We start from the raw sequence: 25,646 nt of genomic DNA, 5'->3' as shown, positions 1-25,646 counted from the left end.
GGGTGGGAAGTGGTATAGGCGCCTACTCACCCCGACTATGCCGGGCGAATGGGCGACAACAGCCCGTGACCTGCGCGGAGTTACTACCCCGCACGAACCTCGATCATTCGGCGTTCAACCGACGATCACTTCGCGATCAGGCTTCGCCCGCCGACTTACGCGTGTGAAGTTGACGAGCGACCTCGGCGATCGAGCCCGAAAGGGAGGGATACACGGTGAACGCGTTCGCGATCTGCTCGACCGTCAGATTGTTGTCGACCGCGATCGAGATGGGATGGATCAGTTCCGAAGCGCGCGGCGCGACGACCACACCGCCCACCACGATGCCCGTACCGGGGCGGCAGAAGATCTTGACGAAGCCGTCGCGGATGCCCTGCATCTTCGCGCGCGGGTTGCGCAGGAGCGGCAGCTTGACCACGCGGGCGTCGATCTTGCCGCCGTCGACGTCGGACTGGCTGTAGCCGACGGTCGCGATCTCGGGGTCGGTGAAGACGTTCGACGACACCGTCTTCAGGTTCAGCGGCTGCACCGCGTCGCCCAGGAAGTGGTACATCGCGATGCGCCCCTGCATGGCGGCGACGGAGGCCAGGGCGAAGATCCCGGTCACGTCACCGGCGGCGTACACACCGGGCGCCGACGTCCGCGACACCTTGTCGGTCCAGATGTGCCCGGAGTCCTTGAGCCGGACCCCGGCCTCCTCCAGGCCCATGCCGCTGCTGTTCGGGATGGCGCCCACGGCCATCAGGCAGTGCGTACCGGAGATGACGCGGCCGTCGGCGAGCGTCACCTCGACGCGGTCGCCCACCCGCTTGGCGGAGGCGGCGCGCGAGCGCGACATCACGTTCATGCCGCGGCGCCGGAAGACGTCCTCCAGGACGGCGGCGGCGTCCGGGTCCTCGCCGGGCAGCACGCGATCACGGCTGGATACGAGCGTGACGTTCGACCCGAGCGCCTGATAGGCACCGGCGAACTCGGCACCGGTGACACCGGAGCCGACCACGATGAGCTCTTCGGGGAGCTCGTCCAGGTCGTACACCTGGGTCCAGTTGAGGATCCGCTCGCCGTCGGGCAGCGCGTCGGGGACCTCGCGCGGGTGCCCGCCGGTGGCGATGAGCACGGCGTCGGCAACCAGCGTCTCTTCGGTCCCGTCGGCCGCGCGCACGACGACCTTGCGCGAGCCGTCGGTGTCCTGCTGGCCCTCCAGACGGCCGCGGCCGCGCAGCACGCGCGCGCCCGCACGCGTGACGGACGCGGTGATGTCGTGGGACTGCGCGAGCGCGAGGCGCTTCACCCGTCGGTTGACCTTGCCGAGGTCGACGCCGACCACACGCGCGGGGGTGTCGATGTGCGGGGTGTCGTCCGCGACGATGATGCCCAGCTCCTCGTACGAGGAGTCGAAGGTCGTCATCACCTCGGCCGTGGCGATCAGAGTCTTCGACGGGACGCAGTCGGTGAGCACCGACGCCCCGCCGAGACCGTCGCAGTCGACGACGGTCACCTCCGCGCCGAGCTGGGCGGCAACGAGTGCCGCCTCGTATCCGCCGGGTCCGCCGCCAATGATCACGATCCGAGTCACGTACTCCATTGTCCCGCACGCTTCAAGGTGCTTCGCCCCCGGGGGCGCCATCCGGGCCGATCCAGTCTGTTCTTCTTACAAGAAGGGCACTTCCGTCACCGGAGTGACGCACGTGGCGCCTGCCGTACCCTCGACCCCATGTCGCTCTACGCCGCGTACGCCGGCAATCTGGATCCGCGGCTCATGTCCCGCCGCGCCCCGCACTCGCCGCTGCGCCAGACGGGCTGGCTGAACGGCTGGCGGCTGACGTTCGGCGGGGAGCACATGGGGTGGGAGGGCGCGCTTGCCACCCTCGTGGAGGCGCCGCGTTCGCAGGTCTTCGTGACGCTGTACGACGTCGCCCCCATGGACGAGGACTCCATGGACCGGTGGGAAGGCGTGGGCCTCGACATCTACCGCCGGATGCGGGTGCGCGTACACACCCTCGACGGCGAGGAACCGGCCTGGGTGTACGTCCTCAACGGCTACGAGGGCGGCCTGCCGTCCGCGCGCTACCTGGGGGAGCTCGCGGACGCGGCGGAGACGGCGGGGGCGCCGCACGACTATGTGATGGAGCTGCGCAAGCGGCCTTGCTAGGCCGCCCAGGAGGTTCCAGGGAGTTCCAGGGGGTGCCCGGAGGTGCCCGGAGGGCTCTCGTCGGAAACGACAAGACAACGATCCGAATCCCGTGAGCATCGTCATCTACGCGCGTAGGGCGTAAGCGGCTACTCTCGTCCGCGTGAACGCTTCAGTTATTTCGGACGACCAGGGCGACCCCTACGTTGCCGCCGACGCCGCCGCCACGCGTCTGCGTGACCTGACGGGCGCCGAGACCCACGACGTGGCCCTCGTGATGGGCTCCGGCTGGGCGCCGGCCGTCGGCGCGCTGGGCGAGCCGGAGGCGGAGTTCCCCGTCACCGAGCTTCCCGGCTTCCCGGCGCCGGCGGTCGAGGGCCACGGCGGCAGCATCCGCTCCATCAAGATCGGTGAGAAGCGCGCCCTGGTCTTCCTGGGCCGCACCCACTACTACGAGGGCCGTGGCGTCGCCGCCGTCGCGCACGGCGTGCGTACCGCGGTGGCCGCGGGCTGCAAGACGATCGTGCTGACGAACGGCTGCGGCGGGCTCCGCGAGGGGATGCGACCCGGTCAGCCGGTCCTGATCAGCGATCACCTCAACCTGACGGCCACGTCGCCGATCGTCGGCGCGAACTTCGTGGACCTCACGGACCTGTACTCCCCGCGGCTGCGCGCCCTCTGCAAGGAGATCGACCCCTCCCTCGAGGAGGGTGTCTACGCACAGTTCCCCGGCCCGCACTACGAGACCCCGGCGGAGATCCGCATGGCCCGCACGATCGGTGCGGACCTGGTGGGCATGTCGACGGTCCTCGAGGCGATCGCCGCGCGCGAGGCGGGCGCGGAGGTGCTCGGCATCTCCCTGGTCACGAACCTCGCCGCGGGCATGACGGGCGAGCCCCTCAACCACGAGGAGGTCCTCCAGGCGGGCCGCGACAGCGCCACCCGCATGGGGGAGCTGCTGGGACAGGTGCTGGGGCGCATTTAGCGGGCGGGGACGCCTTGGCTGGCCGGGGGCCTTGGGCGGGGGTGCTCTTTGGCTGGCGGGGCCTCTGCCTTGGCCGGCGGGGCGTCTTGCCCGGTGGGGGCGCCCGGCGCGGCCTGGTCCGGCGGGGGGCTCGTGCCGTGCCTTGGCGCTCGGTGGCGCCTGCTGCCGCACAGGCTTTCCCGCCCACCCGCCCGATCGCCCCGCGATACCGAGCGAGGCACAAGCCCGTCCCGCCGCGGGGTGCTCGGGTGGACGGACGGGACGAGTCGGAAACCCGCCCACGCGGGGTAACCGGGTGGGCGGGTGGGAGAGATCCGCCGCGCCAGCGGCGGGACAGGAAAGCCCCGCGTCCCACGCGGGGTAATCGGGCGGGTGGGCGGGGAGAACCCGCCGCGCCGACAGCCGGGCCGGAGGACCCCCGCCCACGCGGGGTAATCGGGCGGGTGGGTGGGAGAAACCCCCGCGCCGGCGGCCGGGCCGGAAGCCCCCGTCGCACGCGGGGTAAGCAGGCGGGGGTAGGTGGGGAAGTTCCGCCGCGCCGGCGGCGGGGCAAGGAGACCCCGCGGCGAGGCGGCAGACTCCGCCGCACAGCGGCGGTACAGGAACACCCGCCAGGCCCCCGCCAAGGAACCGCATACGAGAAGAGGCTGAAGAAACGTGCCGGACGACTCTGAACTCATCGCGCGGGCCAAGGCCTGGCTCGCCGAGGACCCGGACCCCGAGACCCGCGAGGAACTCGCCAAGCTCATCGAAACCGCGGCCACCGCGGCCACCGCGGCCACCGCAGACAGCACAGACACCACAGGCGCTGCGGGCACCGAAGACACCGCGGCCACCGAAGAGCTCGCCGCCCGCTTCACCGGCACCCTCCAGTTCGGCACCGCAGGCCTCCGCGGCGAGCTCGGCGCCGGCCCCATGCGCATGAACCGCTCCGTGGTCATCCGCGCCGCCGCGGGCCTCGCCGCGTACCTCAAGGACCGGGGTCAGACCGACGGCCTCGTCGTCATCGGCTACGACGCCCGCCACAAGTCGGCGGACTTCGCGCGCGACACCGCGGCCGTGATGACGGGCGCGGGACTCCGGGCAGCGGTACTCCCCCGCCCCCTCCCCACCCCCGTACTCGCCTTCGCCATAAGGCACCTCGGGGCGGTCGCCGGCGTAGAGGTGACGGCGAGCCACAACCCCCCGCGCGACAACGGCTACAAGGTCTATCTGGGCGACGGCTCCCAGATCGTCCCGCCCGCGGACGCGGAGATCGCCGCGCGGATCGACGCGGTGGCCTCCCTCCACGACGTCCCCCGCCCCGAGTCCGGCTGGGAGACCCTCACGGACGACGTCCTGGACGCCTACCTCGCCCGCACGGACGCCGTCCTCGCCCCCGGCTCCCCCCGTACGGCCCGCACCGTCTACACGGCGATGCACGGCGTCGGCAAGGACACCCTCCTCGCGGCGTTCGAGCGGGCGGGATTCCCCGCCCCCGTACTCGTCGCCGAGCAGGCGGAGCCGGACCCGGACTTCCCCACCGTCGCGTTCCCCAACCCGGAGGAGCCGGGCGCGATGGACCTCTCCTTCGCGAAGGCCCGCGAGGTGGACCCGGACCTGATCATCGCCAACGACCCGGACGCGGACCGCTGCGCCGCCGCGGTCAAGGACGGCCCCGACAACTCGGACTGGCGCATGCTCCGGGGCGACGAGGTCGGCGCGCTGCTGGCGGCGCACCTCGTGCGCAGGGGCGCCCGCGGCACGTTCGCCGAGTCGATCGTCTCCTCGTCCCTGCTGGGCCGGATCGCGGAGAAGGCGGGTCTCGCGTACGAGGAGACCCTCACCGGCTTCAAGTGGATCGCGCGCGTGGACGGCCTGCGCTACGGCTACGAAGAGGCCCTCGGCTACTGCGTGGACCCCGAGGGCGTACGCGACAAGGACGGCATCACGGCGGCGCTGCTCCTCACGGAGCTGGCGTCCGAGCTGAAGGAGCAGGGGCGCACGCTCCCCGACCTCCTGGACGACCTGGCCGTGGAGCACGGGCTGCACGCCACCGACCAGCTGTCCGTCCGCGTGGAGGACCTCTCCCTGATCGCCGACGCGATGCGCCGCCTGCGCGAGCAGCCGCCCACGGCGCTCGCCGGCCTGCCGGTGACGAAAGCCGAGGACCTGACACGGGGCACGGACACGCTGCCGCCCACCGACGGCCTGCGGTACACGCTCGACGGGGCCCGCGTCATCGTCCGCCCGAGCGGCACGGAGCCGAAGCTGAAGTGCTACCTGGAAGTCGTGGTCCCGGTGACGGCGAAGGCCGATCTGCCCGCCGCCCGCACCAGGGCGGCGGACCTCCTCGCGGCGATCAAGCGCGACCTCTCCGCGGCGGCGGGCATCTGACGCCCGCCTGAAGCAGACGCCCCGGCAGAGCCACCCGCCACCCGCACCCCGGTGAGGCCACCCGTACGAGTGGTTGTGCCGGTGCGGCTGCCGCAGTGATCCGGTGCGCCGCCGGTCCCCTGGGAAAGGGTGACCGGCAGCGCACGATCACGTTCCGGGAGCTGCCGCAGTGCCGTACGGACCGACCCCAGAGACCTCGGCCGCCCCGGCCCCGGCCCCCTCCGCAGCACCCCGCATCCCGCCCCCGCCGCGCGCCACCCTCGGCGCACGGAACCTCTCCGCCCTGCGGCACGCGTCCCCGGCGCTCCTCGCGTACGCCGCCGTACGTCTCCTGGGTGCCGGAGTCTTCGCCCTCTGGGCGCGCGGTGAGCGCCGGGACGTATGGCACCTCCTGGCGGAATCGTGGGACTGCGACTGGTACCTGAAGATCGCCGACCAGGGCTACGCGGACACCCTGGGCACGCGGATCGACGCGAACAACCTCGCGTTCTTCCCCCTGCACCCCCTGCTCATCAGGGCGGGCAGCGTGCTCGTGCCGGAGCCGCGCGGGGCCGTGGGGCTCGCGATCGCCGTCACGTGCTCGTTCCTCGCGGCGTGGGGGATCTTCGCGGTCGGGGACCACCTGTACGGGCGCAAGGCCGGTGTCCTGCTCGCGGCGCTCTGGGGCTCGCTGCCCGTGGCGCTCGTCCAGTGGATGGGCTACACCGAGTCGCTGTTCACGGCACTCACCGCGTGGTCCCTGTACGCCGTGCTCACCGGACGCTGGATCTGGGCGGGCACGCTGGCCGCGCTCGCGGGCCTGACCCGCCCCACGGGCGTCGCGCTCGCCGCGGCGGTCTCCCTGACGGCGCTGCTCACGCTGTGGCGCCGGGGCAGGAACAGGGGCAGGGGCAGGGGCCGCCGTGTCGCGGTACGCGTCCTGGCGGGCGCCGTACTCGCCCCGCTCGGCTGGCTCTCGTACGTCGTCTGGGTCGGGTTCCGGCTCGGCCGCTGGGACGGCTACTTCGCCGTACAGAAGCTGTGGCGCAACGAGTGGGACGGCGGGGTGGGGACCCTGCGGACCATCCTCGACCTGCTGTCGGTCGAGCGGCCCCAGCTGTTCCTGATGATGGTGACGGCGACCCTGCTTGGGTCGGTGGCGCTGTTCGTCCTGTCGGCGGCCGACCGCCAGCCCTTGCCGCTGCTGCTCTTCACGGGCCTTCTGCTGCTGATCGTCCTCGGCAGCAAGGGCGTCTACTTCCCGCGCTCCCGCTTCCTGCTCCCCGCGTTCCCCCTGCTGCTGCCGCTCGCCACGGCCCTGGCACGGGCGCGTACGCACGTCACCGTCACGGTGCTCCTGGCGGCGGCGCTGACGTCGGCGGCGTTCGGCGGCCACATGCTCCTCGCCTGGAACGGGCCCCCGTAAGCGGCTCGACGCTGGCCCCGGCGCGCTCCTAACCGACGGCGAGCAGCACCGCGAGCAGGATCGCTCCCGCGACGGCCGGGGCGATGACCTCGTAGCCCCAGCGCACCTCGGGCTCGCCCTGCGCGGACTTCGCGGAGGCGCGGAGCTCGGAGAGTTCGCGCAGGTCGTCCATGATCTGGTCGCCGGGGGCGCGGAGGGTTTCCGGCCGAGGGGGGCGACGCGGGTCCAGGAGGCTCGGGTCACCGGCGGCCGCCCCCTGCGACTTCCTCCTCGCGGCCTTCTTGCGGCCGCGCAGGGAGACGGGGATGGCCCAGAGCTGGTACTTGGTGCCCGACTGGGTGAAGACCTCGTTCGAGTACCCGGAGCGGAGCCCCGAGACGGACGCCCACGGCAGCGTGATGGTCCGGAACGGGTTGCGGATGCGGAGCCGGTCGTCGTTGGCGTAGACGGCGGGGCGCACGGTGAAGGCGACGACGAGCGGCACCGCCAGGAGCAGCCCGGCGAGCGCGAGCCACGGGGTGCGGCCCTCGCCCCGGACCATCGCGTCGATGCCGAGCCAGCCGCCGAGAGCGAGCAACAGGACGCCTCCGGCGATACCGCCGGACGACCGGTACGTCCGGTCCTTGTACTTGGGGTCCTCGGGCTCCGCCACGGGATGCTGGGGGTCGGTCATACCCTGATTCTGCCTGAGGCCTGGCACGGGGGGCCTGCGGGTCCTCCCGTACCCCCGCCCCGCACCCCGCGACTTCTCCCGCGCCCCCTCCCACAACCTCTCCCGCGCCCTCTCCGCGACCGCCCCCTGTACAGCCGCTACGCGCGTAGATATGCTCCCCTCGTGACCATGCCCACTGCACCCGCACACGCACTGACCGACGCCACAACGTCGGACCGCACGCTGCGCCGCTTCCTCCACGGGCTACCCGGCGTCGACACGGTCGGCCTGGAGGCGCGCGCCTCGGCGCTCGGGACCCGTTCGATCAAGACGACGGCGAAGGCGTACGCCATCGACCTCGCCATCTCGATGATCGACCTGACGACGCTGGAGGGCGCCGACACCCCGGGCAAGGTCCGGGCGCTCGGCGCGAAGGCCGTGAACCCCGATCCGACCGACCGCGGCACCCCGAAGACCGCCGCGGTCTGCGTCTATCCGGACATGGTGGCCACCGCCAAGGAGGCCGTCGGCGACAGCGGCGTCAAGGTCGCCTCCGTCGCGACCGCCTTCCCCGCGGGCCGCGCCGCCATCGACGTGAAGCTCGGCGACGTCCGCGAGGCCGTGGCCGCGGGTGCCGACGAGATCGACATGGTCATCGACCGCGGCGCCTTCCTCGCCGGCGACTACATGACGGTGTTCGAGCAGATCCGCGCCGTGAAGGAAGCCTCCGGCGAGGCCCGGCTCAAGGTCATCTTCGAGACCGGCGAGCTGTCCACGTACGACAACATCCGGCGCGCCTCCTGGATCGGCATGCTCGCGGGCGCGGACTTCATCAAGACCTCGACCGGCAAGGTCGGCGTCAACGCCACCCCCGCGAACACCCTCCTGATGCTGGAGGCCGTCCGTGACTTCCGTGAGCAGACCGGGGTCCAGGTCGGGGTGAAGCCGGCGGGCGGCATCCGCACCTCCAAGGACGCGATCAAGTTCCTCGTCCTGGTGAACGAGACCGCGGGCCAGGACTGGCTGGACAACCACTGGTTCCGCTTCGGCGCCTCCTCGCTCCTCAACGACCTGCTGATGCAGCGCCAGAAGCTGGCCACGGGCCGCTACTCCGGCCCCGACTACGTGACGGTGGACTGACCCATGACTTCCACACCTTCGGCTTCCGCGGCTTTCGAGTACGCCCCCGCGCCCGAGTCCCGCTCCGTCGTCGACATCGCGCCCTCGTACGGCCTGTTCATCGACGGCGAGTTCGCGGAGGCGGCCGACGGCAAGGTCTTCAAGACCGTCTCGCCCTCCACCGAAGAGGTCCTCTCCGAGGTCGCGCAGGCTTCCTCCGAGGACGTCGACCGCGCCGTGAAGGCCGCCCGCAAGGCGTTCGAGAAGTGGTCGGCGCTGCCGGGCGCCGAGCGCGCCAAGTACCTCTTCCGGATCGCGCGGATCATCCAGGAGCGCAGCCGCGAACTGGCCGTCCTGGAGACCCTGGACAACGGAAAGCCCATCAAGGAGACGCGCGACGCCGACCTCCCCCTGGTCGCCGCGCACTTCTTCTACTACGCGGGCTGGGCCGACAAGCTCGACCACGCGGGGTACGGCGCCGACCCGCGGCCGCTGGGCGTCGCGGGCCAGGTCATCCCCTGGAACTTCCCGCTCCTGATGCTGGCGTGGAAGATCGCCCCGGCGCTCGCGACGGGCAACACGGTCGTCCTGAAGCCCGCCGAGACCACGCCCCTGAGCGCCCTGTTCTTCGCGGACATCTGCCGCCAGGCGGGCCTGCCCAAGGGCGTCGTCAACATCCTTCCCGGGTACGGCGACGCGGGCGCCGCCCTCACCGCCCACCCGGACGTGGACAAGGTCGCCTTCACCGGCTCGACCGCCGTCGGCAAGGCGATCGCGCGCCAGGTCGCGGGCACGGACAAGAAGGTCACGCTCGAACTGGGCGGCAAGGGCGCGAACATCGTCTTCGACGACGCCCCCATCGACCAGGCCGTCGAGGGCATCGTCACCGGCATCTTCTTCAACCAGGGCCAGGTCTGCTGCGCGGGCTCGCGCCTCCTCGTACAGGAGTCGGTCCAGGACGAGGTGCTCGACGCGCTCAAGCGGCGGCTCTCCACCCTCCGCCTCGGCGACCCGCTCGACAAGAACACCGACATCGGCGCGATCAACTCCGCCGAGCAGCTCGCCCGTATCACCGCCCTCACCGAGACGGGCGAGGCGGAGGGTGCCGAGCGCTGGTCCGCCCCGTGCGAACTGCCCTCCTCCGGCTACTGGTTCGCGCCGACGCTCTTCACGAACGTCACGCAGGCGCACACCGTCGCCCGCGACGAGATCTTCGGACCGGTGCTCTCGGTGCTCACCTTCCGTACGCCGGAAGAGGCCGTCGCCAAGGCCAACAACACCCAGTACGGCCTCTCCGCCGGCATCTGGACGGAGAAGGGCTCCCGCATCCTCGCGGTCGCCGACCGTCTGCGCGCGGGCGTGATCTGGGCCAACACGTTCAACAAGTTCGACCCGACCTCGCCCTTCGGCGGCTACAAGGAATCGGGTTACGGCCGCGAGGGCGGTCGCCACGGCCTGGAGGCGTACCTCGATGTCTGATCGACTCACGGTCTTGAAGACCTACAAGCTGTACGTCGGCGGGAAGTTCCCGCGTTCCGAGAGCGGCCGGGTGTACGAGGTGACTGACTCGAAGAACAAGTGGCTGGCCAACGCCCCGCTCTCGTCCCGCAAGGACGCGCGCGACGCGGTCGTGGCCGCGCGCAAGGCGCAGGGCGGCTGGGCCGGCAAGACGGCCTATCTGCGCGGGCAGATCCTCTACCGCGTCGCGGAGATGCTGGAGGGCCGCAAGGACCAGTTCGTGCGTGAGGTCGCCGACGCGGAGGGCCTGTCCAAGTCGAAGGCCGCCGTTGTCGTCGACGCGGCGATCGACCGCTGGGTCTGGTACGCGGGCTGGACCGACAAGGTGGCCCAGATCGTGGGCGGCGGCAACCCCGTCGCGGGCCCCTTCTTCAACCTCTCCTCGCCGGAGCCGACGGGCGTGGTGACGGTCGTCGCCCCGCAGGAGTCGTCGTTCCTCGGCCTGGTCTCGGTGATCGCCCCGGTGATCGCGACGGGCAACACGGCCGTGGTGATCGCGAGCGAGAACTCCCCGCTCCCCGCGCTCTCCCTCGGCGAGGTGCTCGCCACCTCCGACCTGCCGGGCGGCGTGGTCAACATCCTCTCGGGCCGTACGGCGGAGATCACCCCGTCGCTCGCCTCGCACCAGGACGTGAACGCGATCGACCTCGCGGGCGTCGAGGACGACGACCTGGCCAAGGAGCTCGAGGTCGCCGCCGCCGACAACCTCAAGCGCGTCGTCCGTCCACAGCCTGTGGACTGGTCGGCCGATCCCGGCACGCACCGCCTGACGGCCTTCCTGGAGACCAAGACGGTCTGGCACCCCACGGGTTCGCTGGGCGCGTCCGGCTCCTCGTACTGAGCCGCTTCCCGCCCGGCGAAGCCCCGGCCCTCCTCCGTCCAGGAGGGCCGGGGCTTCGTCGTCGCGGCCGGCGTCAGATGCCCAGCCGGGCCGCGATCCCGTCAAGGACGCACTCGAGGCCCGTCTCGAACATCCATGTGGCGTCGTCCTTGCGGCGCGAGCGCAGACCGTAGCGCCGGTAGGTGGGGTAGCGGCCGCTGTCCATGAGGTACGTCATCTGCGGCGCGAGGCCCATCCGGGTCTCGGCGCCCGACGACCAGCCCTCGGACTGGGTCCACTCCCGCACGGCCACCTCGGACGAGACGGCGCCGTGCGCGTAGGCGCTGACCGTGCGGAAAGCCACCATCATCGTGTCCTCGTCGAGCCCGAGGCCGTCGAGCGCCGCCAACTGCCGCTCGGCGATGGCCATCCGGCCCGGCGTGAGCACGAACAGGGCCGTGGGCAGCTCGCCCACCCACGGGTGGCGCAGCATCAGCTCCCGGGTAAGCAGGGCGTAGGCGTGCAGCACCTCGCGCCACTCGGTCAGCTCGTCGGGGATCCGGTACTCGGCCGCCACCCGCTCGGCCATCAGCGCCCACAGATCATCCTTGCCCGAGACGTGCCGGTAGGCGGCCATGGGCGCGACCCCCAGCTCCGTGGCGAGCCGTCGCATGGTGACGGCGGCGAAGCCCTCCGCGTCGGCGACCTGCACCGCCACGGCGCCGATCCGCTCCAGGGAGAGCGAGGCGCGGGGGGCGGCCGGCTGCTCCAGGCGTTCCCAGAGCGTCTTGTCCGGCGCCGCCTTGCCGTCCTTCTTCTGGCCAGCCACAGCCGGGCACCTCTCTCGGAGTCGTCTCTCGGAGTCATCTCCCGGGCCGTCTCCCGGCCCATCGGATCGTGAGCGTACAACGTATCTCTCAGTAGACGCCGTACACATTACCTGTGTACGTTGTACGCAGCCAGATACGCCGTACACATCCGCGCTCCAGGGGGATCCCATGTCCAGCAACAGCCGCACCAGCACGCCTCTCCGCGTGGCCGTCGTCGTCGCAAGCACCCGCGAGGGCCGGTTCGCGCCCGTCGTCACCCGGTGGCTGACGGGGCACCTCGACCAGCGCGACGACATGACCACCGACGTCGTCGACCTCGCCGAGACGCCGCTGCCCACCGTCTTCCCCGCGTTCGGCCGGCCGCCCGCGCCCGGCACCGAGGAAGCGCTCGCCCTGGTCTCGCCGCGCCTCGCGGCGGCCGACGCCTTCCTCTTCGTCACGCCGGAGTACAACCACAGCTTCCCGGCGTCCCTGAAGAACGCCGTCGACTGGCACAACACGCAGTGGCACGGCAAGCCGATCGGCTTCGTCTCGTACGGCGGCCTCTCCGGCGGCCTGCGCGCGGTGGAACAACTGCGCCTGGTGATGGCCGAGTTGAACGCCATGACCATCCGCAACACGGTCAGCTTCCACAACGCCTTCGGCGCGTTCGGCGAGGACGGCGCCGTCGACGACCCCGCGGTCGACACGGCGGCCAAGGCGCTGCTCGACCAACTGGCCTGGTGGGCGCACGCCCTGCGCGAGGCCAGGTCCCACACCCCGTACGCCGCCTGACCCGACGCCACTTCACTCCAGCTGCACACCAGGGGGAACGATGAGCCGGACCACGGAAGAGACGAACACCAGGGGCGCCGATCCCGCGGACGCCGGTCCACGGCCCCCCGAGGAGTCCGGACCCTCGAAACTGGTCCTCTTCGGACTGCTGCTCGGCCTGATGCTCGGACTGCTCGACGGCACGATCGTCGGCACCGCGCTGCCCACCATCGTCGGCGACCTCGGCGGTCTCGACCACCTCTCCTGGGTGATCACGGCCTATCTGCTCACCGCCTCGATCTCCACGCCCATCTGGGGAAAACTCGGCGACCTGTACGGACGCAAGGGCAGCTTCATCTGGTCGATCGCGGTGTTCCTCGCGGGCTCGGTCCTCTCCGGGCTCGCGCAGGACATGGGGCAGCTCATCGCCTTCCGCGCCGTGCAGGGCCTCGGCGCGGGCGGCCTGATGGTCGGCGCCATCTCGATCATCGGCGTCATGCTGCCGCCGTCACAGGCGGGCCGCTCGCAGTCGATGGTCGGCGCGATGATGCCCGTGGCGCTGGTCGGCGGCCCGCTGCTCGGCGGTTTCCTCACCGACCAGCTGGACTGGCGCTGGGTCTTCTACGTCAACGTGCCCATCGGCGCACTCGCCCTGCTCATCATCGGCCTGCGCCTTCACCTGCGCACCGAGCGGGTGAAGGCCCGCATCGACTTCGCGGGCGCCGCCCTCCTCTCCACGGGCATCCTCGCCCTGACACTGCTCGGCAGCTGGGGCGGCACGACGTACGGCTGGTCGTCACCGCAGATCCTCGGGCTCGGCGTGCTCGGCGCGGGGTCCCTGGTCTGGTTCGCGCGGGTCGAGCGGCGGGCGGCCGAACCGGTCATCCCGCCCCGCCTCTTCGCCGACCGCAACTTCACGCTCGCCCAGATCCTGACCTTCCTGACCGGCGCCGCCATGCTCGCGGCATCCGCGTATCTGCCGCAGTACATGCAGTTCGTACGCGGCGCGTCCTCGACGGCCAGCGGCATGCTGCTGCTCCCGCTGATGGCGGGCATGTTCGGGGCGCAACTCCTGCTGGGCCGGATCACGTCCAACGGCGGCGGCTACCGCGCCTATACCGTCATCGGCGGCGCGCTCACGGCCGTCGGCGGCGCCCTGCTCCTCGCGGTCGGCGCGGACACCCCCACCGCCGTGACGTCCGCCCTGACGCTGGTGCTCGGCGCGGGCATGGGCTTTTTGATCCAGAGCACCCTGCTCATCACCATCAACAGCGCCGAGCCGCGCGACATGGGCGCCGCCACCGGCACCACCACACTCCTGCGCACGATCGGCGGCTCACTGGGCATCGCCGTCATGGGCGCCGTCTACTCGAACCGTCTGGCATCGGGCGGCATGCCGGAGGGCGGCACTTCATGGACTCCCGAGGCGGTCGGGAAGATGCCGGAGGGCGTACGGGAAGCGGTGCGCACGGCGGTCACCGGCGGCATGCACGGCGTGGTCCTCGGCGCCGCGCTGCTCGGCGCGGCGGCCTTCGCGGTGGCCTGGCTGGTACGGGAAGTCCCCCTGCGGAAGGGATGACAGGGGAACTCCGCGCCGCAATCCGCCGGCTGCCGGCCACCGGCCGCTAGCCGGGCAGCAGCCCAGCGGCCTGACCCACCAGCGGCAGGTCGGCCAGCGCGGCGCCCTGCGTCAGCGGGGCCGTCAGGGGCGCCGTCGAGACCGGCTTGAAGTCCGCGATCTGGGTGCCGAGGGCGTTGTCCAGGGGGTCGGACCCGGTACCCGCGAGCGGGTTGAGCTTCAGCTGCTTGAGCGGTCCGATCCCGCCCGCGGAAACCTCCTCCACCGCCCGGAGCACCCCCGCACCGGCCGCCGGCAGATTGTCCGACGCCTGCGGCACGGGGACCGGTGCGGCGCTCGCCGTGGCCGCACCGCCGATACCGAGCGCCGTGCCCGCGACGGAGACCGTCAGACCCGCGCGCAGCAGAGCGCGGGAGAGGTGCTTGGAGGCTGTTGCGTGCCGTGCCATGGGTACCGCCCATATCCTCTTGAGTAATCAGATGCCCACGTAGCGTAGTTGAGCGGTGACGCGGGCACCAAAGCCCTACCCGTCGGGTCGCCCGGGCGGCGCAATGCAGCACACTGGTCTCTCGTGAGTTCCCATCCCCCGATACCCACCCGGGTCGTGCTGCTCTGCGGCCCCTCCGGTTCAGGCAAGTCGTCGTTCGCCGCCCGCTCCGGGCTGCCCGTCCTGTGTCTCGACGACTTCTACAAGGAAGCCGACGACCCGACCCTGCCTCAGGTCCCCGGCAGCAGCGACATCGACTGGGACTCCCCCGCGTCCTGGGACACGGAAGCCGCCCTCAACGCCATCGAGCAGCTGTGCCGCACGGGACGTACGAACGTCCCCGTCTACGACATCGCCAGCAGCTCGCGTACGGGCGAGACCGCCATGGACATCGACCGCACACCGCTCTTCATCGCCGAGGGGATCTTCGCCGCGGACATCGTGGAGCGCTGCCGTGAGACCGGCGTGCTCGCCGACGCGATCTGCCTGCGGGGCCGCCCTTCCACCACTTTCCGGCGGCGGCTGCTGCGGGATCTGCGCGAAGGGCGCAAGTCCGTGCCGTTCCTGCTGCGGCGCGGGTGGCGGCTGATGCGCGACGAGCGCGCCATCGTCGCCCGGCACACCGCGCTGGGCGCGCACCCGTGCGGGAAGGACGAGGCGTTGGGCCGGGTCGCCGCCGCCGCGGCCGGGCGGTGCGCGAAGGCTCCGGGGGCCGCCATCTAAGGGCCCCGGTCCGCCCGTACCAAAAGCAGCCCGCCAAAAGCAGCCCGCACCAAAAGCAGAAGGACCGGAAAGACCCCCCGGCCTTCCGGTCCTGCCACTTTTCCCCCGTGGATCCCCCGTGATCCCCGTTGTCCCCCGTGTCCCCCCTGCTCCGCCGCCTCCCCCCGGAAGCGGCGCCCCCGTGATCCCTAGGCGACCAACTCGCCGAAGGACTCCTCCTGGTCACGGCCGAAGCTGAGGACGTCGTCCTCGCGCAGCCGGCGCAGAGAGCGCCAGATGCTGGACTTCACCGTGCCCACGCTGATGTCGAGGATGTCCGCGATCTCGGGGTCCGTGCGGCCCTCGTAGTAACGAAGGACCAGCATCGTCCGCTGCAGTTCGGGAAGGCGGGCCAGGGCCTGCCAGAGAACCGCGCGGAGTTCGGTGCCACGCATCGCGTCCGTGTCGCCCGCCGTCTCCGGCAGCTCCTCGGTCGGGTATTCGTTGAGCTTGCGGCGCCGCCAGGCGCTGATGTGCAGGTTGGTCATGGTGCGGCGGAGGTAACCGCCGACCGCGGCCTTGTCGCTGATCCTGTCCCAGGCCCGGTACGTCGAGAAGAGGGCGCTCTGCAGCAGGTCCTCGGCCTCGAAACGGTCACCGGTCAGGTGATAGGCGGTTGCGTACAGGGAGGCACGACGCTCCTGGACGTAGGCGGTGAACTCCGCCTCCGAAGCCGATGTGCGCTCCCCCGTGTCCTCCCTGTACGCGGCTCCCCCGTGAGCCCCCCCATCGGTACCGCCGTTACCCCCGTGGGTTTCCCCCCGGAACGCGTCAACCACCGTCATGTACGCGGTGTGCTGACGCCCGGTGCCGCGAGCGCACCCCCGCCCGCTCACGGCACCGGACTTCTCGTGCCTCTCGGCGGTCCGGATCACGTCGTGGAGTCGCGTGATTACTGCGCTTGAGCTGGTGCTGTGCAGTGAGTTCATCTCGCGCCCCCCGTCGGTGGTGTCCGGCTTTTCCGTGTGACCAAAACTCTGCACGCCCCACTTCATGACGGTGTCCGCCGACTGTCACAGGCCTGCAACAGCCCTTCCATGTGTGGGGGAGACGTGTGGATGACGGCCCTGCCGGCCCTTTGAGGACCCCGGGGAGCTCCAACAGTCGAACTGTGCCCTTGCCATGGGACAGAATGACGTCCGTGCCTTCCCTGTTGCTGATCGAGGACGACGACGCCATCCGTACGGCCCTTGAGCTTTCGCTCACCCGCCAAGGGCATCGGGTGGCTACTGCTGCCACCGGCGAGGACGGCCTGAAGCTGCTCAGTGAGCAGCGGCCGGACCTGATCGTGCTGGATGTGATGCTGCCGGGCATCGACGGCTTCGAGGTGTGCCGTCGTATCCGGCGCACCGACCAGTTGCCGATCATCCTGCTGACCGCGCGCAGCGATGACATCGACGTGGTCGTCGGCCTGGAGTCCGGGGCCGACGACTACGTGGTCAAACCCGTGCAGGGGCGGGTGCTCGACGCCCGTATCCGCGCGGTGCTCCGCCGCGGTGAGCGCGAGGCCAATGACGCGGCGACGTTCGGTTCGCTCGTCATCGACCGGGCCGCGATGACCGTCACGAAGAACGGCGAGGACCTGCAGCTCACGCCGACCGAGCTGCGGCTGCTCCTGGAGCTGAGCCGCAGGCCCGGACAGGCGCTCTCGCGGCAGCAGTTGCTGCGCCTGGTGTGGGAGCACGACTACCTCGGCGACTCACGGCTCGTCGACGCGTGTGTGCAGCGCCTGCGCGCGAAGGTGGAGGACGTGCCGTCCTCGCCGACACTGATCCGTACGGTCCGCGGGGTCGGCTACCGGCTGGACACTCCTCAGTGACCAAACCGCAGGACAGGCTCCGCGGCTGGGCCGCGGCGCGCAAGGCGATACTGGCGGGACTTCGTTTCACGAGCCTGCGGCTGCGGCTCGTGGTCGTGTTCGGTCTGGTGGCGCTCACGGCCGCCGTGACGGCTTCCGGAATCGCGTACTGGTTGAACCGCGAGGCGGTCCTGACGCGTGCGCAGGACGCGGCCCTGAAGGACTTCCAGCAGGAGATGCAGACCCGCGCCGGCGCGCTGCCGCCCAACCCGACCCAGGACGAACTGCAGCAGGCCGCCGGGACGATGGCCAACAGCAGCCAGCGCTACAGCGTGCTCCTGATCGGGGAGAACGCCGACGGTGACCCGATCGTCGGCTACTCCGACCTGGACGCCTTCACGCTCGCCGACGTGCCCGGGTCGCTGCGCAAGACGGTGAACAAGGAGCAGCCGCTCACGTCCGGCAACAAGAGCCCGTACCACCTGTACTGGCAGCGGACCGTCGACGACGGCACCCCGTATCTCGTGGGCGGTGCCAAGGTCATCGGCGGCGGGCCGACCGGCTACATGCTCAAGTCCCTGGAGCCGGAGGCGAAGGACCTGAGCTCTCTGGGGTGGTCGCTCGCGATCGCCACGGGGCTCGCGCTCATCGGTTCCGCGCTGCTCGCGCAGGCCGCTGCGACGACGGTGCTCAAGCCGGTGCACCGGCTCGGCGTCGCCGCGCGGCGGCTCGGCGAGGGCAAGCTCGACACGCGTCTGCGGGTGTCGGGCACGGATGAACTTGCCGATCTGTCACGGACGTTCAACCGGACCGCGGAGAGCCTGGAGAAGAAGGTCGACGACATGAGCGCCCGTGACGAGGCGTCGCGGCGTTTCGTCGCCGACATGTCGCACGAGCTGCGGACGCCGCTGACCGCGATCACCGCGGTGACGGAGGTGCTCGAAGAGGAGCTTGACGCGGAGACCGGCAGCGTCGATCCGATGATCGAGCCCGCCGTGCGCCTCGTGGTCAGCGAGACCCGCAGGCTCAACGACCTGGTGGAGAACCTGATGGAGGTGACCCGCTTCGACGCGGGTACGGCCAGACTCGTCCTGGACTACGTCGACATCGCCGACCAGATCACGGCCTGCATCGACGCCCGTGCCTGGCTCGACGCGGTCGAGCTCGACGCGGAGCGCGGCATCATGGTGCGGCTCGACCCGCGCCGCCTCGACGTCATCCTGGCGAACCTGATCGGCAACGCCCTCAAGCACGGCGGCTCCCCGGTGAAGGTCTCGGTACGGATCGCGGGCGACCGGCTCGTCATCGCGGTGCACGACGGAGGCCCCGGCATCCCCGAGGACGTCCTTCCGCACGTCTTCGACCGCTTCTACAAGGCCAGCGCGTCCCGGCCGCGCTCGGAGGGCAGCGGACTCGGGCTCTCCATCGCCCTGGAGAACGCGCACATCCACGGCGGTGAGATCACCGCGGCGAACTCGCCGGAGGGCGGCGCGGTGTTCACGCTGTGGCTGCCGCGCGACCTGTCGGCGTTGCAGCCGGCGGACGAGACGGACGAGGGCACGGACGGTGACGAGGCCGTCGAGGGAGACAAACCATGAACCGCCGACGGCTGCGTGCCGCCCTCATCGCCGCCGCGCTGACCGCGACGCTCGCCGGCTGCGGGATCCGCTCGACGGAGGTGCCGACGGACTTCGGGCCGGGACCCTCGCGGGTGCCGTGCGTGATGTCGGGTTCGAGCATCGCCTCGCAGTCCACCAGCGGGGTCCCTGTGCAGGTCTTCCTGGTGTGCGCCGCGCAGCTCGTGACCGTGGACCGCTCGGTGCGGATTCCTGCCCGGAAGGCGACGACCGACCGGGTGCGCATCGCCCAGGCGCTCCTCGACGAGCTGGCGAAGGCGCCGTCGGGCCCGGAGAAGCAGGCGGGCTTCGCGACGGACGTGCGCGGCGGGACGGTCGTCAGCGGTCCGGCGAAGGGCGACCCCGGGGACGCGCTGCGGTTCAGTACGTCGCCGGAGGACCTTTCGGCGTTCGCATTGGCACAGATTGTTTGCACCTTCGCGGACAGCGCGGCGGCGGGCGACGATCGTGCGGTGCTTCTGGGCGGCCCTGGCGACGACCCGCTGCGCCGCTACGAATGCACCCAGGCGGTCCGCCAGCGCCCCGGCACGGTGGCTCCGCCGACCGAGACGCTGAAGTAGGGCCGAACAGGACAGTCACCCTGTGCGATCAGGACAGTGCCGCGTGACGGGACGAGATGCGCGGAACCGATCCTGCCGCTGGGCGCGTCTTGGGGTGCGTGCGTCAAGGCTCGGGCGGCCACGGGGCCGCCATCCGCTTCCGTGCGACAGGGGCATTCCTCCTCGTCGCGCATCTTCTGCTCGTCGCGTGGCTCACGCTGCGTCCACTGGACGTGGCCTGGGTCAGTGCGGCGAACCTTCAGCCGTTCGCCGGCATCAAGGCGGATCTGGCGCTCGGTCCTGCGCAGGCCGCCCGGCAGATAGGCGGCAGTCTGCTGCTTCTGGCCCCGCTCGGAGTGCTGCTTCCGCTCGCCGGGGGGCGGGTCCATGTCTCGCCGCTGGGTTCGCTGGTGCGGACGGTCGCGGCGGGCGCGCTGATCTCGCTCGGCATCGAACTGCTCCAGACCGGGGTTCCGGGACAGGTCGTCGACATCGACTCGCTGTTCCTGAACACGCTGGGCGTGGCCCTCGCGCACCTCGCCGTGGTGCCCGCGGCCAGGGCGAGACTCCGCCGCCGGACTGATGCGGATCACCGCCCGGCCCTCCTGCGGGAGGACACGTCTCAGGGGCCGACCCCGACGATTCCCAGGGTCGGTATCGCACCCTAGAGCGACGCTTTGCCCGCTTCGTGAACGTAGCTTTGAGTCATCGGGGTACACGCCCCGGACGTCGGGGGCACGCCCCGGACCTCGGGGAACACGTCCCGGACCACACGCCTACGGTTCACGAAGGAGCCCTCATGACCGCCCTTGCCCGCCCCACGAACGGCCGGATGATCGGCGGAGTCTGTGCCGCCCTCGCCAAGCGCTTCGGCACTTCGGCGACCACGATGCGCGTGATCTTCGTGCTCTCGTGTCTTCTTCCCGGACCGCAGTTCCTGCTCTACATCGCCCTGTGGGTCCTGCTGCCCACCCAGAGCAAGACCAGCCAGGCCGCCTGGTGAACCGGCGGCTTACGCTGCCGCATACGTACGCCGATGGGGCGCACCCTTGAGACAAGGGCGCGCCCCATCGGCGTATGCGCGAGTCGGCGAGGATCAGCCGAGCGGCAGACCGTTCAGCGGCAGACCCTGCAGCGGCAGGCCCTGGGTGGGCAGGGCGTTCGCGATCGGCAGGCCGCCGAGCAGACCGGAGGCGGGGTTGACGGGCTTGGCGGCCCTGTCGGCGGCGGGCTTGGTGCTCTCGCCGAGCTTGGCGACGGTCGGCGCGGCTGCCTCGAGGGTGCTGCCGACCGCGTTCTGGCCGGCGGCGACGGCCTCGGGGCCACCGGCGGGCAGGTTGTCGGCGACCTGCTCGACGGGGAGCATCGCGGTGGCGGAGCCCAGCGCGTCCGTGGCGTCGGGCAGGCCCGGTGCGGCGTTGGCGGCACCCGCGCCGGCGGCGGCGAAGGCGGCGCCGAGAGCGGCGACACCGAGGGTCTTGGCGGCAGACTGCTTCATCTTCAATGCGTCCTTGATGACGGGGACTTTCGAGCGGCCCATGACCGTAAACATGTGATGGGGCAGTCCGCAAACAGCGAAACAGCAAAAACGCGGCCGGGAATTAATGTTCCCGGCCGCGTCCGCATTGCTTCAAATTCTGTTACACATCGACAGAAGCGCTGGTGGAAGCGGTCTGCCGGAACAGCCATTCGGACTTCAGCTCGGCATATCCGGGCTTGATCACGTCATTGATCATGGCCAGGCGTTCATCGAAAGGAATGAACGCTGATTTCATCGCATTGACTGTGAACCACTGCATGTCGTCGAGCGTGTAGCCGAAAGTGCCGACCAAATGCTCGAATTCACGGCTCATGCTGGTTCCCGACATCAGACGGTTGTCGGTGTTCACCGTGGCCCGGAAGTGCAGCTTGCGGAGCAGGCCGATGGGGTGCTCGGCGTACGAGGTCGCCGCGCCGGTCTGCAGGTTGGAGCTGGGGCACATCTCCAGGGGGATGCGCTTGTCGCGTACGTAGCTGGCGAGGCGGCCGAGCTTCACCGTGCCGTCGTCGGCGACCTGGATGTCGTCGATGATCCGCACGCCGTGACCGAGCCGGTCGGCGCCGCACCACTGCAGGGCCTGCCAGATCGAGGGCAGGCCGAAGGCCTCGCCGGCGTGGATCGTGAAGTGGTTGTTCTCGCGCTTGAGGTACTCGAACGCGTCGAGGTGCCGGGTGGGCGGGAAGCCCGCCTCGGCGCCCGCGATGTCGAAGCCGACGACGCCCAGATCGCGGTAGCGGTTGGCGAGTTCGGCGATCTCCAGGGCGCGGGCCGCGTGGCGCATGGCGGTGAGGAGCGCGCCCACGCGGATGCGGTGGCCGTTGGCCTTCGCGCGCCGCTCGCCCTCCCGGAAGCCTTCGTTGACGGCCTCGACGACCTCTTCGAGGGTGAGGCCACGCTCCAGGTGCTGCTCGGGGGCGTAGCGGATCTCGGCGTAGACGACGCCGTCCTCGGCGAGGTCCTCGGCGCACTCGGCCGCCACACGCTTGAGGGCGTCCTTCGTCTGCATCACCGCGCAGGTGTGGGCGAAGGTCTCCAGATAGCGCGGCAGCGAACCGGAGTCGGCGGCTTCCCTGAACCAGATCCCCAGCTTGTCGGGGTCGGTCTCGGGCAGACCCTCGTACCCCGCCTCGCGGGCGAGGTCGACGATCGTGCCGGGGCGCAGGCCGCCGTCGAGGTGGTCGTGCAGGAGCACCTTCGGGGCGCGGCGGATCTGGTCGGCGCTGGGCGTTTCGCGGTCCGTCTGACCGGCTTTGGTGGTCTGGCTCGTCATCTCGGCACTCTAGCGCCTACGCGCGTAGATCGCCGGGTGGATCTCACGGGTCGATACGTAACAGTGACCCCGCGGACGGGTGGCGTACACCCTTGCTTCTGACACTGTTCTGTCATGGCTCAGCAAGCGACGCCCGATTCCGCGCGCGCTGCCAGGCTCGGGCGCGTGATCGGCGCCCGGCCCACGGCGGTCAGCGGCGCTGTGCTGCTGCTCCCCGGCGGCCACGAGACCTCCGCCCGCAAGCCGTCCCCGTTCGCCGCGAACGCGGTGCGCGCGCTCGGCCGCAGGCTCGCCCTGGACGGCCGCGCCGAGGGGCTCGCGGCGCACGTCGTGCACTACCGCTGCCGCGGCTGGAACGGGCCGCAGGCGCATCTCGCACGGGACGCGGAGTGGGCCGCGGACGAGGTCGTACGCCTCTACGGCGACGTCTCGATCTGCCTCGTCGGCATGGACATGGGCGGCCGGGCCGCACTGCGCGCCAGCGGCCACGAGGCCGTCAACTCCGTTCTCGCGCTGGCACCTTGGCTGCCCGAGGACGATGTGGCCGCCCCTCCCGAACCGGTGAAGCAGCTCGCGGGGCGACGGGTCCTGATCGTGCACGGCACGAACGACGAGCGGACCGACCCCGAGCTCTCGTTCCGGCTCGCGGAGCGGGCGAAGAAGGCGAACCGGGAGGTGTGCCGGTTCGAAGTCCACTCCGATCGCCACCGGTTGCACCAGCACCAGGCCGAAGTGCAGGCCCTGGCATCGGACTTCGTGATGGGCTCGCTCTTCGGGCACGCGTACGCACGCCCCCTGGAGGACGCGCTGGCGGCACCGCCGCCGCTGGGACTGCGCATGCCGCTCGCCGCCGGCTTCGGGAAGTCGATGCGACGCTGAGGAGCGGGGCGCGTTACGGCGTCCTCAACGCCGGACGGGCCGAAGGATTTCGGCCCGTTCGAGGACGAACGCCCCGCTACTCCGGCAGCAGCCGCCCCCGCCTGCCCAGCAGGAACTTCTTGAATGCCGCCACCGGTGGCGTGTCCGGGTGGCCGTCCAGCCAGGCGACGCCGATCTCCCGTACCGCCCGCTGGCCCGTCACCGTCAGCTCCACGACTCCCGGCCGGGGGACGGCCGGTGGCGGGAGCAGGGCGACGCCCAGGCCCGCCGCTACAAGGCCCCGCAGCGTTTCCGCCTCCTCGCCCTCGAACGCGACGCGGGGCTTGAAGCCCGCCTCCTGGCAGAGGTCGTCCGTGATGCGGCGCAGGCCGTAGCCCGGTTCGAGGGTCACGAAGGCCTCCTCCGCCGCCTCCGCGAGACGCACCCGCTTGCGGGAGGCGAGGCGGTGCTCGTCCGGTACGACCAGGCGCAACCGCTGCTCGTCGAGGCGGCGGGCCACCAGATCGGGCGCGTCCGGCACGGGCGAGGTCAGGCACAGGTCCAGCTCGCCCGCCCGCAGGCGCTCGATCATCGCCTCCCCGTAGTTCTGTACGAGGCTGAAGCGGACCCTCGGATGATCGGCCCGGAAGGCGCGGATCAGGCCGGGGACGGTCTCCGAGCCCATCGTGTGCAGGAACCCGAAGGCCACCTTGCCCGACGCGGGGTCCGCGTCCGCCCGTACGGACTCCGCGGCCCGCTCCACCTCGCCGAGCGCCCGCTCGACGGAGGCGAGGAACGTACGGCCCGCCGGGGTCAGGGACACCGTGCGGCCGTGGCGCGCGAACAGGTCGACGCCCAGGTCCTGTTCGAGGCGGACCAGTGCACGCGAGAGCGTCGACTGCGGGACCTGCATCTCCTGTGCGGCCCGCGTCACATGCTCGGTCCGCGCGACCCCCGCGAAGTACGCGAGGCGCGGCGAGAGCAGCGCGGACCAGGACTCCGGGGTCAGCTCGGCCGGCGCGGACGCCGCCGCTCCGATGTCTCCTGCGTAACTGCTCTGCGACAGACGCCGCTCTGAACTGCGCTCATGCACCATGGGAACGATTATGGCCAGTCCATGCATTGGACGGATGAGTCGTGTGTGCCTACGTTCGACGTATGCCTCCTGCCAGTAGCGGGGCGTCCGCCACCCACGCGGCCGCCCTCACCCCGTCGTCCCCGCAGACCGAACCCGCCGACACGCGCCTGAACCCCGGCGGCCCCGGCTACCGGCGCATGAGCTTCGCCCTCTTCCTCGCGGGTGTCGCCACCTTCGCCCTCCTCTACTCCACGCAGGCGCTGCTCCCCCTCGTCTCCGCCGACTTCGGCGTCACCGCGAGCACGGCGAGCTGGACGGTGTCGGCGGCGACGGGCGCTCTGGCCCTCTTCGTCCTGCCCCTGAGCGCGCTCAGCGAGCGGTTCGGGCGGCGCACGCTCATGACGGTCTCGCTGACGGTCGCGGTGGTCGTGGGGCTGCTCGTCCCCTTCGCGCCCTCCATCGGCGTGCTCATCGCGCTGCGTGCCGTGCAGGGCGCGGCCCTCGCCGGGCTTCCGGCGTCCGCGATGGCCTTCCTCGCGGAAGAGGTCAGGCCCAAGGCGCTGGTCGCCGCGATCGGCATGTTCGTGGCGGGCAATTCCATCGGCGGCATGAGCGGGCGCATCATCACCGGCTGGGTCGCGCAGGCATGGGGCTGGCGCGTGGCCGTGGGCGTGGTGGGTGTCGTGGCCGTCCTGTGCGCACTCGCCTTCCGCGCGCTGCTGCCCGCGCCGCGCCACTTCACGGCCGGGTCGCTCAACCCCAAGGCCCTTGGCCGCACGATCCGTTCGCACCTCTCCAACCCGCTGCTGTGCAGGCTGTACGCGATCGGCGCGCTGTTCATGACGGTGTTCGGCGCGGTCTACACCGTCATCGGCTACCGCCTCACCGAGGCGCCCTTCTCGCTCCCGCAGGGCATCATCGGCTCGATCTTCCTGGTCTACCTCGTCGGTACGGTCTCGTCGGCCGCCGCGGGGAAGCTGGTGACGCGGCTCGGCAGGCGCGGCGCGCTGTACCTGGCGGTGAGCACGACGGCGGGCGGTCTGCTGCTCTCCCTCTCCGACTCCCTGGTCATGGTGCTGCTCGGGCTCGTCCTGATCACCGCCGGGTTCTTCGCCGGTCACGCGGTCGCCTCCTCGTCCGTGAGCCGTACGGCCACCGCGGGGCGCGCACAGGCATCGGCGCTCTACCAGTCCGCGTACTACCTGGGCTCCAGCGCGGGCGGCACGCTCGGCGCGGTCGCGTTCCACGCCGGGGGCTGGGCCGGGACGGTGGGCCTCGGGCTCCTGGCGGTGCTCGGCGTCGCGTCCATCACCGTGTGGGGGTCGCACGCGGCACGCGTCCAGGAGCGGGAGCAGCGGCGGCGGGGGCTCGTGGCGGCGCACTAGCTGTCCGCCGGCCGTCTGCCAGCCGTCCGGGCGGCCCTCTCCCACCTGCGGGTTTTCCGACTCCGGGGGCCGTTGTCAGTGGGCTGCGGTAGCTTCCGAAGTGCCGGGACATTCGTGGCAGCCG

At 71.2% G+C, this 25,646-nt stretch carries 25 protein-coding genes; 17 read left to right on the top strand and 8 right to left on the bottom strand.

Going from position 1 to position 25,646, the window contains the following annotated elements; all coding sequences use genetic code 11:
• Window positions 1-136 precede the first annotated feature (136 nt).
• Window positions 137-1,585: an NAD(P)H-quinone dehydrogenase gene (locus tag IE226_RS33550; RefSeq protein ID WP_190085218.1), complete on the bottom strand. Its 1,449-nt coding sequence runs from the start codon at window positions 1,583-1,585 to the stop codon at window positions 137-139.
• A gap of 129 nt (window positions 1,586-1,714) precedes the next feature.
• Between IE226_RS33550 and IE226_RS33545 the strand changes: the two genes are divergently transcribed.
• From IE226_RS33545 to IE226_RS33530, 4 genes are all read left to right on the top strand, one after another.
• Window positions 1,715-2,152, top strand: a complete 438-nt coding sequence (locus IE226_RS33545) for a gamma-glutamylcyclotransferase family protein (protein ID WP_190085217.1) — start codon at window positions 1,715-1,717, stop codon at window positions 2,150-2,152.
• A 142-nt stretch (window positions 2,153-2,294) separates the two neighbouring features.
• Entirely contained in the window at window positions 2,295-3,116 is an 822-nt protein-coding gene (locus tag IE226_RS33540) for a purine-nucleoside phosphorylase (protein WP_190085216.1), read from the top strand.
• Window positions 3,117-3,773: 657 nt separating this feature from the next.
• Window positions 3,774-5,492: a phospho-sugar mutase gene (locus IE226_RS33535; RefSeq protein WP_190085215.1), complete on the top strand. Its 1,719-nt coding sequence runs from the start codon at window positions 3,774-3,776 to the stop codon at window positions 5,490-5,492.
• Window positions 5,493-5,661: 169 nt separating this feature from the next.
• Entirely contained in the window at window positions 5,662-6,897 is a 1,236-nt protein-coding gene (locus IE226_RS33530) for a glycosyltransferase family protein (RefSeq protein ID WP_308429578.1), read from the top strand.
• 28 nt (window positions 6,898-6,925) lie between these two features.
• On the opposite strand, the gene IE226_RS33525 is transcribed toward IE226_RS33530, so the two are convergent.
• Window positions 6,926-7,570, bottom strand: coding sequence for a PH domain-containing protein (locus tag IE226_RS33525; protein ID WP_190085214.1), 645 nt, complete (start codon window positions 7,568-7,570; stop codon window positions 6,926-6,928).
• A gap of 168 nt (window positions 7,571-7,738) precedes the next feature.
• Here IE226_RS33525 and deoC point away from each other — a divergent pair, with 168 nt between their 5' ends.
• Genes deoC through IE226_RS33510 form a run of 3 tightly spaced genes read left to right on the top strand, consistent with a single transcriptional unit; the run spans window position 7,739 to window position 11,027 of the window.
• Window positions 7,739-8,689: a deoxyribose-phosphate aldolase gene (deoC, locus tag IE226_RS33520; RefSeq protein WP_190085283.1), complete on the top strand. Its 951-nt coding sequence runs from the start codon at window positions 7,739-7,741 to the stop codon at window positions 8,687-8,689.
• A 3-nt stretch (window positions 8,690-8,692) separates the two neighbouring features.
• On the top strand, window positions 8,693-10,147 hold the full coding sequence (locus tag IE226_RS33515; protein ID WP_190085213.1) for an aldehyde dehydrogenase family protein: 1,455 nt from the start codon (window positions 8,693-8,695) through the stop codon (window positions 10,145-10,147).
• On the top strand, window positions 10,140-11,027 hold the full coding sequence (locus IE226_RS33510; RefSeq protein WP_190085212.1) for an aldehyde dehydrogenase family protein: 888 nt from the start codon (window positions 10,140-10,142) through the stop codon (window positions 11,025-11,027). Before IE226_RS33515 ends, IE226_RS33510 begins: the two co-directional genes overlap by 8 nt.
• Before the next feature lie 73 nt (window positions 11,028-11,100).
• Here IE226_RS33510 and IE226_RS33505 read toward each other — a convergent pair whose 3' ends face one another.
• Window positions 11,101-11,835 carry a TetR/AcrR family transcriptional regulator gene (locus IE226_RS33505; protein WP_229871685.1) on the bottom strand — a complete coding sequence of 245 codons (735 nt, stop codon included), beginning with the start codon at window positions 11,833-11,835 and terminating at the stop codon, window positions 11,101-11,103.
• A 169-nt stretch (window positions 11,836-12,004) separates the two neighbouring features.
• Here IE226_RS33505 and IE226_RS33500 point away from each other — a divergent pair, with 169 nt between their 5' ends.
• Both IE226_RS33500 and IE226_RS33495 read left to right on the top strand, forming a co-directional pair.
• A complete protein-coding gene (locus IE226_RS33500; RefSeq protein WP_190085210.1) occupies window positions 12,005-12,610 on the top strand; it encodes an NADPH-dependent FMN reductase in 606 nt (201 codons plus the stop codon).
• A gap of 40 nt (window positions 12,611-12,650) precedes the next feature.
• Entirely contained in the window at window positions 12,651-14,168 is a 1,518-nt protein-coding gene (locus IE226_RS33495) for an MDR family MFS transporter (RefSeq protein ID WP_190085209.1), read from the top strand.
• A 46-nt stretch (window positions 14,169-14,214) separates the two neighbouring features.
• Here the strand turns inward: IE226_RS33495 and IE226_RS33490 are convergent, their stop codons facing one another.
• Entirely contained in the window at window positions 14,215-14,616 is a 402-nt protein-coding gene (locus IE226_RS33490; RefSeq protein WP_190085208.1) for a hypothetical protein, read from the bottom strand.
• A gap of 123 nt (window positions 14,617-14,739) precedes the next feature.
• Here IE226_RS33490 and IE226_RS33485 point away from each other — a divergent pair, with 123 nt between their 5' ends.
• Window positions 14,740-15,378: a uridine kinase family protein gene (locus IE226_RS33485; protein ID WP_229871684.1), complete on the top strand. Its 639-nt coding sequence runs from the start codon at window positions 14,740-14,742 to the stop codon at window positions 15,376-15,378.
• A gap of 188 nt (window positions 15,379-15,566) precedes the next feature.
• Here IE226_RS33485 and IE226_RS33480 read toward each other — a convergent pair whose 3' ends face one another.
• A complete protein-coding gene (locus tag IE226_RS33480) occupies window positions 15,567-16,346 on the bottom strand; it encodes a SigE family RNA polymerase sigma factor (protein ID WP_190085206.1) in 780 nt (259 codons plus the stop codon).
• A 212-nt stretch (window positions 16,347-16,558) separates the two neighbouring features.
• Between IE226_RS33480 and afsQ1 the strand changes: the two genes are divergently transcribed.
• From afsQ1 to IE226_RS33455, 5 genes are all read left to right on the top strand, one after another.
• Complete coding sequence (gene afsQ1, locus IE226_RS33475) at window positions 16,559-17,236, top strand: two-component system response regulator AfsQ1 (protein ID WP_030562528.1); 678 nt, start codon at window positions 16,559-16,561, stop codon at window positions 17,234-17,236.
• A complete protein-coding gene (locus IE226_RS33470) occupies window positions 17,233-18,813 on the top strand; it encodes an ATP-binding protein (RefSeq protein WP_190085205.1) in 1,581 nt (526 codons plus the stop codon). The genes afsQ1 and IE226_RS33470 overlap by 4 nt, the downstream gene beginning before the upstream one ends.
• Window positions 18,810-19,412 carry a hypothetical protein gene (locus IE226_RS33465; RefSeq protein WP_190085204.1) on the top strand — a complete coding sequence of 201 codons (603 nt, stop codon included), beginning with the start codon at window positions 18,810-18,812 and terminating at the stop codon, window positions 19,410-19,412. The genes IE226_RS33470 and IE226_RS33465 overlap by 4 nt, the downstream gene beginning before the upstream one ends.
• Window positions 19,413-19,468: 56 nt before the next feature.
• On the top strand, window positions 19,469-20,059 hold the full coding sequence (locus IE226_RS33460) for a VanZ family protein (protein WP_190085203.1): 591 nt from the start codon (window positions 19,469-19,471) through the stop codon (window positions 20,057-20,059).
• 131 nt (window positions 20,060-20,190) lie between these two features.
• A complete protein-coding gene (locus tag IE226_RS33455; RefSeq protein WP_190085202.1) occupies window positions 20,191-20,394 on the top strand; it encodes a PspC domain-containing protein in 204 nt (67 codons plus the stop codon).
• Between the two features lie 93 nt (window positions 20,395-20,487).
• Here IE226_RS33455 and IE226_RS33450 read toward each other — a convergent pair whose 3' ends face one another.
• Window positions 20,488-20,889 carry an ATP-binding protein gene (locus tag IE226_RS33450; RefSeq protein ID WP_190085282.1) on the bottom strand — a complete coding sequence of 134 codons (402 nt, stop codon included), beginning with the start codon at window positions 20,887-20,889 and terminating at the stop codon, window positions 20,488-20,490.
• 142 nt (window positions 20,890-21,031) lie between these two features.
• Window positions 21,032-22,201, bottom strand: a complete 1,170-nt coding sequence (locus IE226_RS33445) for an adenosine deaminase (RefSeq protein ID WP_190085201.1) — start codon at window positions 22,199-22,201, stop codon at window positions 21,032-21,034.
• Window positions 22,202-22,315: 114 nt separating this feature from the next.
• Here IE226_RS33445 and IE226_RS33440 point away from each other — a divergent pair, with 114 nt between their 5' ends.
• Window positions 22,316-23,080, top strand: a complete 765-nt coding sequence (locus tag IE226_RS33440) for an alpha/beta hydrolase (protein ID WP_190085200.1) — start codon at window positions 22,316-22,318, stop codon at window positions 23,078-23,080.
• A 76-nt stretch (window positions 23,081-23,156) separates the two neighbouring features.
• On the opposite strand, the gene IE226_RS33435 is transcribed toward IE226_RS33440, so the two are convergent.
• Window positions 23,157-24,155, bottom strand: a complete 999-nt coding sequence (locus IE226_RS33435) for a LysR family transcriptional regulator (RefSeq protein ID WP_190085199.1) — start codon at window positions 24,153-24,155, stop codon at window positions 23,157-23,159.
• A gap of 62 nt (window positions 24,156-24,217) precedes the next feature.
• On the opposite strand from IE226_RS33435, the gene IE226_RS33430 reads away from it, so the two are divergent.
• Window positions 24,218-25,522 carry an MFS transporter gene (locus IE226_RS33430; protein ID WP_190085198.1) on the top strand — a complete coding sequence of 435 codons (1,305 nt, stop codon included), beginning with the start codon at window positions 24,218-24,220 and terminating at the stop codon, window positions 25,520-25,522.
• Window positions 25,523-25,646 lie beyond the last annotated feature (124 nt).

This window comes from Streptomyces longisporoflavus, assembly GCF_014649775.1.
Taxonomy (GTDB): Bacteria; Actinomycetota; Actinomycetes; order Streptomycetales; family Streptomycetaceae; genus Streptomyces; species Streptomyces longisporoflavus.
Note: the sequence above shows the minus strand (reverse complement) of the source record. Positions and strands in the feature narration are given on the sequence as shown.

Excerpts from the sequence above, each read along its gene's own strand:
- IE226_RS33550 (WP_190085218.1), bottom strand. The coding sequence starts at position 1,585 with ATGGAGTACGTGACTCGGATCGTGATCATTGGCGGCGGACCCGGCGGA.
- IE226_RS33545 (WP_190085217.1), top strand. The coding sequence starts at position 1,715 with ATGTCGCTCTACGCCGCGTACGCCGGCAATCTGGATCCGCGGCTCATG.
- IE226_RS33525 (WP_190085214.1), bottom strand. The coding sequence starts at position 7,570 with ATGACCGACCCCCAGCATCCCGTGGCGGAGCCCGAGGACCCCAAGTAC.
- deoC (WP_190085283.1), top strand. The coding sequence starts at position 7,739 with ATGCCCACTGCACCCGCACACGCACTGACCGACGCCACAACGTCGGAC.
- IE226_RS33515 (WP_190085213.1), top strand. The coding sequence starts at position 8,693 with ATGACTTCCACACCTTCGGCTTCCGCGGCTTTCGAGTACGCCCCCGCG.
- IE226_RS33510 (WP_190085212.1), top strand. The coding sequence starts at position 10,140 with ATGTCTGATCGACTCACGGTCTTGAAGACCTACAAGCTGTACGTCGGC.
- IE226_RS33500 (WP_190085210.1), top strand. The coding sequence starts at position 12,005 with ATGTCCAGCAACAGCCGCACCAGCACGCCTCTCCGCGTGGCCGTCGTC.
- IE226_RS33495 (WP_190085209.1), top strand. The coding sequence starts at position 12,651 with ATGAGCCGGACCACGGAAGAGACGAACACCAGGGGCGCCGATCCCGCG.
- IE226_RS33490 (WP_190085208.1), bottom strand. The coding sequence starts at position 14,616 with ATGGCACGGCACGCAACAGCCTCCAAGCACCTCTCCCGCGCTCTGCTG.
- IE226_RS33480 (WP_190085206.1), bottom strand. The coding sequence starts at position 16,346 with ATGAACTCACTGCACAGCACCAGCTCAAGCGCAGTAATCACGCGACTC.
- IE226_RS33465 (WP_190085204.1), top strand. The coding sequence starts at position 18,810 with ATGAACCGCCGACGGCTGCGTGCCGCCCTCATCGCCGCCGCGCTGACC.
- IE226_RS33460 (WP_190085203.1), top strand. The coding sequence starts at position 19,469 with ATGCGCGGAACCGATCCTGCCGCTGGGCGCGTCTTGGGGTGCGTGCGT.
- IE226_RS33455 (WP_190085202.1), top strand. The coding sequence starts at position 20,191 with ATGACCGCCCTTGCCCGCCCCACGAACGGCCGGATGATCGGCGGAGTC.
- IE226_RS33450 (WP_190085282.1), bottom strand. The coding sequence starts at position 20,889 with ATGAAGCAGTCTGCCGCCAAGACCCTCGGTGTCGCCGCTCTCGGCGCC.
- IE226_RS33445 (WP_190085201.1), bottom strand. The coding sequence starts at position 22,201 with ATGACGAGCCAGACCACCAAAGCCGGTCAGACGGACCGCGAAACGCCC.
- IE226_RS33440 (WP_190085200.1), top strand. The coding sequence starts at position 22,316 with ATGGCTCAGCAAGCGACGCCCGATTCCGCGCGCGCTGCCAGGCTCGGG.
- IE226_RS33435 (WP_190085199.1), bottom strand. The coding sequence starts at position 24,155 with ATGGTGCATGAGCGCAGTTCAGAGCGGCGTCTGTCGCAGAGCAGTTAC.
- IE226_RS33430 (WP_190085198.1), top strand. The coding sequence starts at position 24,218 with ATGCCTCCTGCCAGTAGCGGGGCGTCCGCCACCCACGCGGCCGCCCTC.